Raw genomic sequence first — 12,943 nt, 5'->3', positions numbered from 1 at the left:
TTTTGTGAGCTTCTGTTTGTTCTCATGTCTTTAAACTAGAGTCACTGGCGATTTTTCTCCATACTTCACTACACAACTACTTCCTTTTGTCAAATTTTATGTTAAGAAAGATGTGGGTAATGGATAGCTTAAAAAGGGGGACTTTAAGAAAATTTCCCTGCTTCAGAAGGGGGGGTGAGGTTATTTAACCGACAACGGCTGGAGTTGTGACTTTTTCGGGTCTTTGGTGAGGAGGACGCATTTCTAAGCCCAACAAGTTCAGCATTTCTCTGTCAGCGTCGTAATCGGGACAGGGAGTGGTAACAGTGAGCATTTTATTATCATCGCTGGAAAAGATGGAATTGGCTCCAGCCATAAAGCATAAGGCTTGTTCTACTTGGGACAGTCTCGCCCTCCCAGCACTGAGACGTACATCAGAATTTGGCATAATAATTCTGGCTGTGGCGATCATGCGTACTACTTCCCAAATGGGTACATCTGGTTGATTTTCTAGGGGTGTACCGGGAACTTGAGAGAGAATATTAATGGGGACGGACTCTGGATGAGGTTGTAAGTTGGCGAGAGTTTCTAACATCCCTACACGATCATCTACACTTTCACCTAAACCAAGGATACCACCAGAACAGACAGTGACGTTTGTTTCTCGGACATGATCTATTGTATTCAGGCGATCGCCATAGGTTCTCGTGGTAATAACCGTATTATAATATTCCTGAGAAGTATCCAAATTATGGTTATAAGCATATAATCCTGCTGCTTCTAAGCGTTTTGCCTGATTTGTAGTCAGCATTCCCAGAGTACAGCAGACTTCTAAACCCATATCAGTCACTTCTTTGACCATTTCCAAAACTTGATCAAATTGGGAATTATCCCGCACTTCCCGCCAAGCTGCACCCATGCAAACGCGGCTGATACCTTTGGCTTTAGCTGTTTGAGCAATGTTAATAACTGTTTCTTTTTCTAACAGTGCTTGGGGCTTGACTTCGGTTTGATAACGAGAAGATTGGGCGCAGTAACTACAATCTTCAGGACAAGCACCTGTTTTAATGGAGATTAGCTTACAAACTTGTATTTTTGTTGAATCATGATATTGGCGATGCACGCTAGCAGCTTGATAAATCAGCTCTAGGAATGGCTGGTTGTATATCGCCTGGATCTCTGCTTTTTGCCAATTGTAGCGTATTCCCACCGACATCACTATCCTTGTTATAAAGTGGATTGGTCAAAAACCACCTGAACTTTCTTCAGTAGTACGATGATACAGCAAGATTGATTAATCTCATCCCCCAAAGTCGCGCCGGGGCGATTTCCACGAATTTGTCATTCAATCATCAGTTAATCAGCGACTTTATGAAATCAGAACTCCCACTCATCATCAGCGATCGCCTGAGCTTAAGAATTGCTATTAAAAAAGATATACCACAAATCATTCGATATTTCACAGAAAATAGAGATTACTTTACACCTTTCTATCCGATTTTATTGGATCAGTTATTTACCAAAGACTATTGGCAATATCAAGTTGAAAATCATGTTTTAGAGTTCATGCATGATCAATCATTAAAACTGTTTATTTTTAATCAAACAAATTCTCGTCAAATTATTGGAACAATAAATTTTACTAACTTTATTCGGGGGTCGGCACATTTTTGCTATGTGGGATATAGTTTAGCGGAATCGGAGCAAGGTCAAGGATATATGACAGAAGCTTTAAAAGTTGCCACTGATTATGTATTTGCAGAGTTAAATTTTCATCGCATCATGGCTAATTATATGCCCCATAATCGACGTAGTGGTAACGTCTTAAAAAGAGTAGGTTTTGTAGTAGAAGGATATGCTAGAGATTATTTATTAATTAACGGCAAATGGGAAGATCATATTCTCACAAGTTTAGTTAATCCTGATTGGAAAGCTGAGGAATTTTAAATAAAATACCAACATTTAACATGACTTATGCCAAAACCCTCACTTCGACAAGTGTTAGAGGATGTTTCAAAAGTTTTTAATGTATAAATAAACCCCTCTCCAAACCTCTCCCCTACCTCTCCCTAACCCTCTCCTAAAAGGAGAGGGGAAAGGAATTACTTTTATTACTGGAGAGGCTTTGAAACCCCTATTCCCTGGTAGGGAAGGGGGGAAGGGGGGTTAGGTTTTTGGAGATTATTGGTTTCATCTAATACTTTTCAAACATCCTCTTACAGTGAGCCTGTCGAACTGCTCAGTGACCACTCAAATCCTGATTCCTCTGTGTCCTCTGCGCCTCTGTGGTTAGTTATTCCGTAACCTCTGTCTAAGTTAATCTGGCCTCAAATCGTTAGATAATTCCACAATTCCCCTAGAACCATCCATCCTCACCCGTTGCCCATCTTGTAAGACCCAAGTAGCATTATGAACATCCATAATAGCGGGGATACCATACTCACGCGCAATGATTGCACCATGAGAAAGTCTACCACCAGATTCGGCAATTAAGCCGCCAGCCCTAACTAATAAAGGGGCCCAACCGGAGTCTGTGTAAGGTACCACTAAAATTGTATCGCGGTTGATTTCCGGTAAGTTTTGTAAGTCTTTCACTACCTTAATTCTGCCTTCCGCTTGTCCGTGACTGGCGGGAATACCCTGTATTTGGTCTGAGTAAAGTTGAGAAGGGGGGAGGGGATGGGGTGGTGTATGGCCGTAAACTAACAGAGGGATTTGGTTAAATTGACTATCTTGATCGAATTGCGATCGCCTCAATTTTACTATCCTCGATAAATTTTTACTCAGTTGAATATCATCAGTAGTGATTGAATGCCGTATTTCGTGCAATTTCAGAAAAAAGATATCGCCAGTATTGTCGAGTAAACCAGATTCTAACCAAATTTTCTCTAAACTGAGAAATCGCCAGCGCAACTCCGCCAATAACCGGGAATAAACTTCGGTGACTCTTCCTTTAATATCTACCCGTCGTTGTACTAACCCTCGTTTCCGCTTTGTGGCTAAAACCTTATCAATAGAATTTTTACTATTTTTTTCTGGAGGATTTTGCAATAACTGCACAAATAACTGCTGAATGAGTTGGGGATTTTCTTTCCAGGTAGGAACAGCTATATTTGTCCCCACATCACTTAAATAACCGTAATCTGCCAACAATTCGTCAAATTCATAGAGAATTTTATCTCCCTGCGGGGTTTCTGCCAATTTTGTAAATACTTGATCTGGTTCACACTCAGGTAATACTTGTTTAGCATCTGCGGCTAAAGCTGTTAGCGATCGCAATGCGGCTACTTCTGGAGCTATACTGTTATCAATTTCCCCATCTTTGACGCGAAAAATTGCCTGTCTCAAGGCTGCACTCAAGGGGGCTAAAATGCTGTAATAAGTTCCCAAGCGCAGCAATTCTAGAATCAAATCTATCCTAGCTAATAACTGAGGGGCTGTAAGTTCTGCTTCCGATTCGTTCGCTAATTGGGACAAACCAGGAATAAATTTTTGACTATAATCCCGCTTAAAATCTTTCTCTAAGCTGAGTTCTCGTTTTAGCAACCGGATTAATCCCGGTAAATTCTCCAAAGTTGTCTTTAAGGGCGGTTTGCTCATTTTCGCCCCTCTGGTTAAAAATTCCAGACTTTCCGGTGGTAAACCCATGCGGAGGAAAATCTGTCCTAAGAGGGAAGCATTAAAATAAGCTCTAGAATAGTGTAGTGTGGCGGTTTCGGCAAAGTCTAATCCCAACGAGCGATCGCCTAAAACTAAAGTAAAAATATCTCCCCAAACGCCACAAGTCAAGGGGCGATTAATCGACCAAGTGAGGGGATGTATGACACCTGGAATGACTTCGGCGGCGATTTTCCTCGTCCAGATGGGTAACAGAGTTGTAATGGGGCGAGATTGTAAAACCCAGAGATTTTGACTGTCATAGGTCCACTCAATATCTTGGGGCAGCCCGTGATATTCTTTTTCTAATCGCCTGACTAAAAATACTACTTGTTTAATTAATGCTTGTGGTACTTTTCCGCTTCCCTCCAACTGCACAGAGGAAATATTCTCTGTATCTACCACAAAACCGCGATATTGTTCTGGTGTAACTTTACCGGAAACAACTTGAGTGGGACTACCTGGTAAAGCTTCGATGACAATTGCATCCCCTTGTTGAGTAATGGGGTCACGACTGAAAGCTACGCCAGAATAGACACTGGGGATTTGTTGTTGTACCAGCACCGCCATTGCTGTATCTGGTAAACTGCGATCGCGTCGATATTGTACAGCCCCAGAATGATTATAGGAATCTCGCACTTGGGCGATCGCCTCTCCTAACTCCTCTTTGCTGGTGACATTCAGAATTGTTGTGTACTGTCCTGCGGCCGAAGCTTGTTCTGAGTCTTCCCCAATGGCGGAGGAACGCACCACTAAAGGAGATAAATCAGAAGGCTGAAGCATAGCAATCAACTCTTGGGGATCATCCCCTGGGCTAAGTACCCATCCTTTCGGCACAGGATAGCCCCAGCGCTTAATTTGAGATAAAGTTGCGGCTTTTTGTCCAACGACAGCAGGATCTAACTCGTTATTTAAAGACAATACCGAGGAATTACCCCGTAAATATGTCAACGCTGCTTGTGATTCTGTCTCAGCTTCTGCGGCGGGTAAATTTAAATCATCGGGAATTTTACTATAAATCCATCCCAATATTCCAGCTAAAATAATAGCCGCCAGAATTTTGGGGAAATTATCAACATTCAGAAGTACGACAAGTAAGGGAAACACAAATAAAACTCCGTATTTAACCAGTAGCCGAGATTGCAGTAGGCTAAACGTGATAATTGCTAATAAACCTGTAAATATTGACACCAGGGGATCATGAATGATAAATCCCCAAACAACATTGGTAGTTCCTGCGCCTCTACCTACCCCATATCGACCTAATACTAAAGCTATGAGCGCGATTAATTCCCAAAATGATCCTGAGGGAAAAAACACACGACATAGCAAAACTGCGGCAATTCCCTTGATGGCTTCTGACAAAACTGCCAGAATTCCTACCCATGTCCCACCGTGATAAAAAGCTGCTGAAACGCTGATGTTTCCAGTACCAATTTTTGATAATTTCTGGCCTTTGAGGGCGTAGGTAATCCCAGCAATAATTGGTAACGCACCCAATAGGGGACAGGTAATTAAAATAATTAAGGCTCCCCAAAATTCCATCATTCAATAGTGTCTATTCTTAATTTGAGAATTATATGTCTAAGTCTAAATTTTTTGGGGCTGAGGCGATTTTTGGGTTAATTGATGGACACTTGGCTACGGCGCAAACCGTGGTTGCAAGTGTCCGCGCAATTTCTAGTTATCAGTTTAGCGCATAGGCCGCTTGTAAAGCCCAAATAATCAAGGCTGCTATCGATCCCAGTAGTAGCACGGTAGAGATGGTCACTACTCTGGGCGAATCTGCACCCTTAAATTTCATAATTCCTCGGTTTAAGTCGGACATAGCTTGTAAACCTCCTACAGTGCTAATTTGTCCGTCTTGATTGTAGTCTTTCTGTTTGCCTCTGAAGCCTAGTTACACATAATATTTTGTTTAAGCTTTGCAACATTCTATTTTTTTGTTTTTTTTAACGCCAAAGAGCGCTGAGGTATTTGTTGATGAATTTAATACTAATTTTTGTTTTGGGGGTTGTGGGGTTTTTTGTGGTGGTTGAGATTGGATTGCGATCGCTTTTTGGTTTTGGTAATCCTCTGGTTTATCTTAGTGATCCACACATTGGTTATTTGTTGGCTCCGAATCAACGCACTCGTCGCTTTGGTAATCGCATTGAAGTCAATCAGTATTCTATGCGTAGTCCTCCCATAGAAAAGATACCGCTAGTTTCTACTTTACGGGTACTAATTATTGGTGATTCTATTGCTAATGGTGGTTGGTGGACTGACCAAAATAATACTATTTCTAGTCTACTTACCCGTTCTGGAAAGATTAGTAATTATCAGGATGTGGAAGTATTAAATGCTTCAGCTAATTCTTGGAGTCCGAGAAATGAGTTAGCCTATTTAGAGCGATTTGGCAACTTTAACTCGCAAGTGGTAGTGTTACTAATTAATACAGATGACTTATTTGGTACTGCACCAACTTCTTTACCTGTAGGACGCGATCGCAATTACCCAGATCACAAACCTCCCCTAGCATTGGTGGAAATATGGCAACGGTATATTATCAAACCACAGCCTATCCCGGAACTAGAAGCTTTAAAGCAGGAAGGAGGGGATCTAGTGGGGATTAATTTAGCAGCCATTGGCCAAATTCAATCATTAACTCGTGAACAAAATAGCCAATTTTTGCTACTGATGACTCCCTTGTTACGAGAAATTGGTGAACCTGGCCCCCGTGACTACGAAATTCAAACCCGTCAACGACTAATAGACTTTACCCAACAAGAGCAAATCACGTATATCGATTTTTTACCTCTGCTTAACGCCCACCCAGACCCAAAAGCTTTGTATCATGATCATATACACTTCAATTTGCTAGGTAATCAGTTTATCAGTCAGGTGATTGAGCGATCGCTTTTAGGAATGCTGACTGCTGAGTAGAAACCAGAGATGTTTGAAGAAAAAATATATCTATAGATACAAGACTAGGGAGTGTGGGGAGTAAAGAATTTTGGATTTTGGAGAAAGCGATTTTAGATTGCAGTCTAATCCAAAATCTAAAATTGATTGACTAATGACGAATCCAGAGAGCTAAACCACCACCACGACCACGAGCTGCAATTAAATCTGGGGTCACTAAAAAGAAAGCAAAAAACGGTAATTTAGCGATAGACCTGTCATAGAAATCCTCGGTTTTACCCTGAGAAGAGCGAATCTGTCGGTTGTAGACCATAGAACCAAACAGACACAAAGACAGATGGTTGAAGTCAAAGGCCAATAAATTTTTCTTACCTAAATAATGTGCTGGCCCTGTAAGCTGCAACAACATTGGGCCTAACTGCACCTGATTACCAATTTCACCTTTAGCCGAATCCATCTCATCATGAGAACTAAAAGAAATCTGAATATTTACAAATTTCGGCACATACAAACCCTTCCCTAAGATAATTCCCCCACGTTTTCTCGCTTTTTTCGTCCCAGTAGCAAAGCAAAGTTGCCATTTGCCCAGCAGTGATGTCAAGGGATAACTCAAACGTTGCTGTTTCGCAGCTTTTTCAGCTTGTAATAATGCCGTTACGAGTGTTTCAGGTGTGGGAAGTGCGCCCCCTTGTCCGCGATATGCAACTACGGCTTGAGAGAGAGTAGATTTAAAATCAGCCATTGATAAATATATCTCTATGAAGATTTTTTTAAATAGCTTTTGACTGTAACATAGTGGAGTTAGAAGTTTTCCTTACAATCTGCGATCGCTGGCAACTCAAACAACTGTCTTTGGTGTGGTGTGGGTAGAGTTTAACTTAACTCAATTTACTTACCGATAGACATTGCGAGGTATTAATATGGATGCTAACAAAATCCTGACTCTTTATGCAGCAGGAGAACGCACATTTAACAGAGTTAGTTTACATCAAATAAATCTTTGTGCTGCTGACTTGAGTGGTGCTAATTTTATTGAAGCTGACTTGAGTGGTGCTAACCTGACTCAAGCTAATTTGAGTGGATGTAATTTCAGTCGGGCAAATTTGACTGATACTGACTTAAGTGGTGCTAACTTGAAAAATGCAAACTTAAGTGAGGTTAACTTGATTGGTGCGGATTTGATTCGCGTTAACTTGGAGGGTAGTAACTTAAGTCGTGCAGATTTGCGGAGTGCAAATTTAGAACTTGCTAACCTGTTATATGCAAATCTCAGCCAGGCGGAAATGAGTGGCGTAAATTTCCGAAATGCTAATCTGCGTAAATCTAATTTAACTGGTTGTAATATCAATGAAGCTGAACTCAATGGCGCAGATTTAAAAGGAGCAATTATCACTGAGCCAGGGAAAATTGAAGGAGTATTGGATATAGGATTATCTCATAAATGGGTGACTTGGGCTGGCAATTACTCCTGTTCTGTGTAAATCATCTTACCCGCAACCCCTCTCCTGATTCAGGAAAGGGGAGACTTTAACTCAAGTCCCAGATAGGGTTACTTACAGCACATTTTGTCTGCGTAAATTACACAGAGTGGGCAAAACTTATATCGAGTTGATAGCAGTATGCCCACCAGTTTTTTACTGTGTAAAATGCCTATTATATCGACTTTTACGGTGCTGTAATTCAACCTTTTTCTAGAAATACTAATAAACTAAAGGCGCTACACCCCGCATTTGGCGCAAAGAATTTATACACTGTGGACAGTCACAGTTAAATAATTCCACGGCCATATCGCTTTCTTCCACATTAAAAGCCAGCAAGTTATCTTCATTGTCACCAGGAAGTTCTATTTCAGCTTGATATTCAGGGACTGTAGCCAATACAGAAGCTCTGGCACATACTGGACGCATGATATGTGGATTCTGTACGCAGATAAATTTATCTGCATTGTCTGTATCTGCATTGGCCGCCTGTGCTTGGTTAGCTATTGCTCCCATAGAAAGAATAGAACTAACTAACATGGGGGTGGAAAGCAAACTCAGTATAGTTTTTTTGTTCATGAGGTTTCCTTGTAAAACGATCCTGACTGCTCAGATTATCCGATCAAATCTTACGATTCAAGCAAATGTTAATCAGGAATGCTAACGGGTTGTACTATCTGATTGATCGATTAAAGTAACGCCAAGTTCCTGTTATTGATGATGAATGCGATCGCTATCGGCGAAATTTTTAGTTTTACGGGTTACTGATGGTTGCTGAAGCAAAATTAGAATTTCCTACTCAGTTAACCTACTCACGGTGACGCTGGTGACTGCTGGATGTATTTATAGTCCCATATCAATATTGCGAAATTTCTTCTGGAAGACTATCTGTTTTGTGTTGGTGAGTTAACATGAGGCGATCGCCAGAATAACACCTTGACTGTGAAACTTGATCTATTAAAGTAGAGACAAGATTTTTCCCATCTCTACATCTAAATCAGCAGATATATGGTCAGGATTTAATGAAAACTACGATTGTGGCGGATTAAATTCATAAATTCTTCGCGGGTTCTAGCATCTTCTGCAAAAACCCCACGCATAGCACTACTAACAGTCCAAGAACCAGGCTTCTGCACACCACGCATAACCATACACATATGAGTGGCTTCCACTACAACTGCGACACCTTGGGGTTTGAGTACTCTGTACAACGCATCAGCAATTTGGGTGGTAAGACGTTCTTGCACTTGTAAACGTCGTCCATACATTTCACAAATACGGGCGATTTTAGATAAACCGATGACCTTACCATTGGGAATGTAGGCAACATGGGCGCGGCCAATAATTGGCAGGATATGATGCTCACAGGAACTGAAAATATCGATGTCCCGAACTAACACCATTTCATTAGCATCTTCTGTAAAAACTGCCCCATTTAGCAGCTCATCCAAAGAATCAGTGTATCCCTTTGTGAGAAACTGCAAGGCCTTCATCACCCTTTTGGGAGTATCTTTGAGTCCTTCTCGATCTGGATCTTCTCCTAATCCAATCAACAGAGTCCGCACAGCTTGCATCATTTCTGCTTCTGTTACCTTTGGCTGCTGTTCAGCATTTACAGACGATAGTACCTGATCGGCAGAAGTTAGATCGGGACGAATCGATAAAGTCATTTTTTGAATTTTGTAAGAATGTTTTGCTGAATGAGTCAGTTGTGATATTTAGGTTGACTACCCCTGACTTATGAACGAGTGTAACATAACTTTACACATCATTTCCCTGACTGCGACTCATCTATATAGGGTATAGCAAGCCTACTTAATGCCCATAGGCGTGGGCATTAAGTAGGCTTTGTGTCACTTTTATTGATGTTTTTATTTTTCTCCATTCCCCAAAATCAATCAACTAGCAAAAACTACAAATTTACACATAAATCACAAAAGGACAGATAAAATTACTTAATAAATATCCTGCAATTATGGAACATAAAATAAAGAGCTTTACTTAACTTTTAAGGGTATGTGGTAAACATCACTAATTATCTGGAAATGATATCACCGAATGTCACCTACTAATTCACAATAGAACTTAAAATAATATTAAAGAAATAGATTATACTAGAAACAGAAAATAGAGCAAAAAATTGATATTTTTTAGATAAGTATCCGGTTAAGAATTGTTTAACTCAGTATAGTTAAATCTATCGAAAGTGATAAATAATCTGCTGGTAATGCCAAATGTGATAAAACCAAGTTATATGAACATCTGCTATTAAGATTTTTGTATGTTATAAAACTCACAGAAATTGCTGCTAAAAGGAAAGCATTTATATGGAAATAGAAAAATTAGATTGTTTTAAAGAATACGGCGAATTCATACTAGAAAATCTCGACTCAGTACCCCAGTACCCGTCTAAACAAGAAGATTGGATACCCACTGCCCTAGATGATTGTCTTCTGCGCCTCCGGGAAGCTGCTGAGAAAACTGTAGAACTTGCCACATCTCCAGTCAGAATTGGAGTCATGGGAGAATTTAGTAGCGGTAAAACTCTACTTTTGGGTAGCTTAATTGGATATGCTGACGCTTTGCCCATTAGTGAAAACCCCACTACAGGAAATGTCACAGCCATCCACATTGTGCCGCAATCTGGCTTTGTCACCACTCAAGCACACAATTTTCGGGTAGAGTATCTTTCTCATGAAGGGGTGAATGAGTGTCTGCAATTCATGTTAGAAGAAGCTAGCCGCCGGAATACAGCTGCTGGACTTCCACCTATGCCTCTCTCGAAATTAAGCACGGCTAAAGATATTCTTAACTGGTGTGAGGACACATGGAACAGTAGTAAAAACCTGGAATTACGTTATTTACTGCGAGAGTTGGTGTTATTCCTGCGGGCTTATCAAGCTTATGGGGAAGCCATGTGTGGTGGAAACTACCAAATTGATCCTAGCACTGCCCATGAGGGGTTAGAACTGGCAGAACAGCCAATGGCTATTCAAACGTTGCGGTTTGACGATTTACCACCATCTCATATCCGCTTACCGAGTCCACCCCAGAGGCTACCAACTAAGTTATTACAGAATACTTTTCCTCTGATTCGTCGGGTAGATATTGAGGTGAAAATCTCACGGGAAATTTGGGATTTTTCAGGGGCTTCGGAATTTGTGCTGTTAGATTTTCCGGGATTAGGGGCGGCTAATTCTGGGGCTAGGGATACCTTTTTATCACTGCGAGAGTTGGCAGAAGTACAGACTATTTTAGTCCTTTTAAATGGTAAAACTCCTGGTAGCGATCGCGCCAATAAAATCTTCACCATGATGCAGCAGCAGCGCCCAGGACAAGACCTCAAAGATTTAATTTTAGTGGGGGTGGGGCGTTTCGATCAATTACCTTTAGATAGTGAAGGTTATGAACGAGAACTAGACCGATTAATTGAAAGCAGCAGACTGTTAGAAGAACAAGATGTTTTACGCAAATTAAAAGTGCTGCAAACCACCATTGATGCTGCTAGCGCCTTCACTACCCAACAAGACCGGATAGTTTTATTATCTCCACTTTTAGGGTTAGCTGAATTAGCAAAACGTTCCACCACAGTTAAAGCAGGTTCACCAGAATTTTTAGCTAACTTAGACTATCCTGATTATCTAGAACGTTCTAAGCGATTACAACAAAAGTGGCAACTATTAAGTACACGTCTACTAGAATCCGATCCTCGCAGTCATTTAGGTAAACAACTCAGTTATTTTGCCCAAGATGGCGGTGTTGCTAAACTGCGGGAATTAATGCAAAATCATGTCGCTAATCACGGATTAAAACAGCTATATCAAGATACTCAAAGGGCTGCGGACAACTTACTGCAACAACAAGAAAACCTCAAAAGTATTATTGCTGAAATTCATGAACAAGGGATTCCCACCGCAGACAGTCAGGATTTAATTGACTTTCGGGCTGCTATAGAAAACTTAGATAAAACCTACCGCAACTTTCAGAAAACTTTAGGTCAAGAACCACTCAAAGACCGCCGGGGAGATGTAGTTAGCGATGTAGTTAAAAATGAACTAATTTTTAAAATAGTCAATTGGAATGAGTGGACTTTATTATTTAACAAAGCACACAATGGTAATATCAAAATTGCCGATTTTAAGGGTGCTGCGGGTAAGCTATTTGACCGAGGAAATAGAGTTAATAGTAGTCTTCCTACAAAGAGTGAAGATTTTTATCCGGCTTTTGCCAAAACTGTGAAAGAATTAGAAGATTATGCACGCGATCGCATTCATCAAGCCGTAGTAGATTTATTAAGTCAATTATCCCAAAGTATCGGCGGAGAACGGGATTATTTACAGGCGAATCTTCACCCAGAAATGGAAGCAGATATCGAAACTAAATTTGGCGTAGAAGAAGCAGATATCTTTTACAAATTACTGTTAGGCTGCGACCCTAATCAATGGCAAGAAGCTATTATCTCAGAAATTAAGACCAAAGAACAATCAATTTCCCCGGAAATTATGTTTCCCTTGGCGCGTAAAGATGAAAAACACAATATTGGTCAAATCTTTGATTGGTCTCCAGAAAAAAACCAAGATTTACCCAGAACAGGTAATCATCAACTTTTTGTTCTGCGACTCCGAGATGAAATAATTGCCTGTGCTAGTCTGCATTTGGTGCAGTATGTCAGCGAAATTAATCAACAGGTAAATGCGGAGTTAGAAGGAATTTTAGATCAAGTTATTCCTACTCTACAAAATCTTTCTAAAAAAGAAGCTTTGCTTAGACATATTGCGGCGGGAGATTCTCCGGGTAAGGTGGCGATTCCTTCTTGGTTACAGATTCTTTCTCATTTGTCTACAGTTTCTTATGAACAGGATGGTTTGAAGATTTAAGAACCACAGAGGCGCAGAGGACACAGAGAAGGAGTAGAAATCTAGCTT

Annotated in this window: 10 protein-coding genes; 5 read left to right on the top strand and 5 right to left on the bottom strand. The window is 40.6% G+C overall.

All coding sequences use genetic code 11. The annotated features are described in order from the left end of the window. Window positions 1-184: 184 nt before the first annotated feature. Window positions 185-1,195, bottom strand: coding sequence for a biotin synthase BioB (bioB, locus tag VB620_RS10030; RefSeq protein WP_323196008.1), 1,011 nt, complete (start codon window positions 1,193-1,195; stop codon window positions 185-187). Between the two features lie 155 nt (window positions 1,196-1,350). Here bioB and rimJ point away from each other — a divergent pair, with 155 nt between their 5' ends. Next, on the top strand, window positions 1,351-1,926 hold the full coding sequence (gene rimJ / locus VB620_RS10025; protein WP_323196007.1) for a ribosomal protein S5-alanine N-acetyltransferase: 576 nt from the start codon (window positions 1,351-1,353) through the stop codon (window positions 1,924-1,926). Window positions 1,927-2,295: 369 nt separating this feature from the next. Here the strand turns inward: rimJ and VB620_RS10020 are convergent, their stop codons facing one another. Next, on the bottom strand, window positions 2,296-5,184 hold the full coding sequence (locus tag VB620_RS10020; protein WP_323196002.1) for a glycerol-3-phosphate acyltransferase: 2,889 nt from the start codon (window positions 5,182-5,184) through the stop codon (window positions 2,296-2,298). Window positions 5,185-5,216: 32 nt separating this feature from the next. Here VB620_RS10020 and VB620_RS10015 point away from each other — a divergent pair, with 32 nt between their 5' ends. After that, complete coding sequence (locus tag VB620_RS10015; protein WP_323196001.1) at window positions 5,217-5,339, top strand: hypothetical protein; 123 nt, start codon at window positions 5,217-5,219, stop codon at window positions 5,337-5,339. Window positions 5,340-5,619: 280 nt separating this feature from the next. Then, window positions 5,620-6,561 carry an SGNH/GDSL hydrolase family protein gene (locus VB620_RS10010; protein ID WP_323196000.1) on the top strand — a complete coding sequence of 314 codons (942 nt, stop codon included), beginning with the start codon at window positions 5,620-5,622 and terminating at the stop codon, window positions 6,559-6,561. Window positions 6,562-6,691: 130 nt separating this feature from the next. On the opposite strand, the gene VB620_RS10005 is transcribed toward VB620_RS10010, so the two are convergent. Beyond that, window positions 6,692-7,282, bottom strand: a complete 591-nt coding sequence (locus tag VB620_RS10005) for a hypothetical protein (protein WP_323195999.1) — start codon at window positions 7,280-7,282, stop codon at window positions 6,692-6,694. A gap of 178 nt (window positions 7,283-7,460) precedes the next feature. Here VB620_RS10005 and VB620_RS10000 point away from each other — a divergent pair, with 178 nt between their 5' ends. Then, entirely contained in the window at window positions 7,461-8,021 is a 561-nt protein-coding gene (locus VB620_RS10000; RefSeq protein ID WP_323195998.1) for a pentapeptide repeat-containing protein, read from the top strand. Between the two features lie 219 nt (window positions 8,022-8,240). Here the strand turns inward: VB620_RS10000 and VB620_RS09995 are convergent, their stop codons facing one another. Continuing rightward, on the bottom strand, window positions 8,241-8,597 hold the full coding sequence (locus VB620_RS09995) for a hypothetical protein (protein ID WP_323195997.1): 357 nt from the start codon (window positions 8,595-8,597) through the stop codon (window positions 8,241-8,243). Window positions 8,598-9,037: 440 nt separating this feature from the next. Beyond that, window positions 9,038-9,688, bottom strand: a complete 651-nt coding sequence (gene folE, locus VB620_RS09990; protein ID WP_323195996.1) for a GTP cyclohydrolase I FolE — start codon at window positions 9,686-9,688, stop codon at window positions 9,038-9,040. A gap of 657 nt (window positions 9,689-10,345) precedes the next feature. Here folE and VB620_RS09985 point away from each other — a divergent pair. Then, window positions 10,346-12,895 (top strand): proteasome protein, encoded by a 2,550-nt coding sequence (locus tag VB620_RS09985; protein ID WP_323195995.1) that lies wholly within the window; start codon window positions 10,346-10,348, stop codon window positions 12,893-12,895. Window positions 12,896-12,943 lie beyond the last annotated feature (48 nt).

Source organism: Nodularia harveyana UHCC-0300 (assembly GCF_034931085.1).
Taxonomy (GTDB): domain Bacteria; phylum Cyanobacteriota; class Cyanobacteriia; order Cyanobacteriales; family Nostocaceae; genus Nodularia; species Nodularia harveyana.
This window is presented reverse-complemented; position numbering and strand designations above follow the sequence as displayed.

What these genes read in the sequence shown, in the direction of transcription:
- bioB (WP_323196008.1), bottom strand. Translation starts at nt 1,195, where the DNA reads ATGTCGGTGGGAATACGCTACAATTGGCAAAAAGCAGAGATCCAGGCG.
- rimJ (WP_323196007.1), top strand. Translation starts at nt 1,351, where the DNA reads ATGAAATCAGAACTCCCACTCATCATCAGCGATCGCCTGAGCTTAAGA.
- VB620_RS10020 (WP_323196002.1), bottom strand. Translation starts at nt 5,184, where the DNA reads ATGATGGAATTTTGGGGAGCCTTAATTATTTTAATTACCTGTCCCCTA.
- VB620_RS10015 (WP_323196001.1), top strand. Translation starts at nt 5,217, where the DNA reads ATGTCTAAGTCTAAATTTTTTGGGGCTGAGGCGATTTTTGGGTTAATT.
- VB620_RS10010 (WP_323196000.1), top strand. Translation starts at nt 5,620, where the DNA reads ATGAATTTAATACTAATTTTTGTTTTGGGGGTTGTGGGGTTTTTTGTG.
- VB620_RS10005 (WP_323195999.1), bottom strand. Translation starts at nt 7,282, where the DNA reads ATGGCTGATTTTAAATCTACTCTCTCTCAAGCCGTAGTTGCATATCGC.
- VB620_RS10000 (WP_323195998.1), top strand. Translation starts at nt 7,461, where the DNA reads ATGGATGCTAACAAAATCCTGACTCTTTATGCAGCAGGAGAACGCACA.
- VB620_RS09995 (WP_323195997.1), bottom strand. Translation starts at nt 8,597, where the DNA reads ATGAACAAAAAAACTATACTGAGTTTGCTTTCCACCCCCATGTTAGTT.
- folE (WP_323195996.1), bottom strand. Translation starts at nt 9,688, where the DNA reads ATGACTTTATCGATTCGTCCCGATCTAACTTCTGCCGATCAGGTACTA.
- VB620_RS09985 (WP_323195995.1), top strand. Translation starts at nt 10,346, where the DNA reads ATGGAAATAGAAAAATTAGATTGTTTTAAAGAATACGGCGAATTCATA.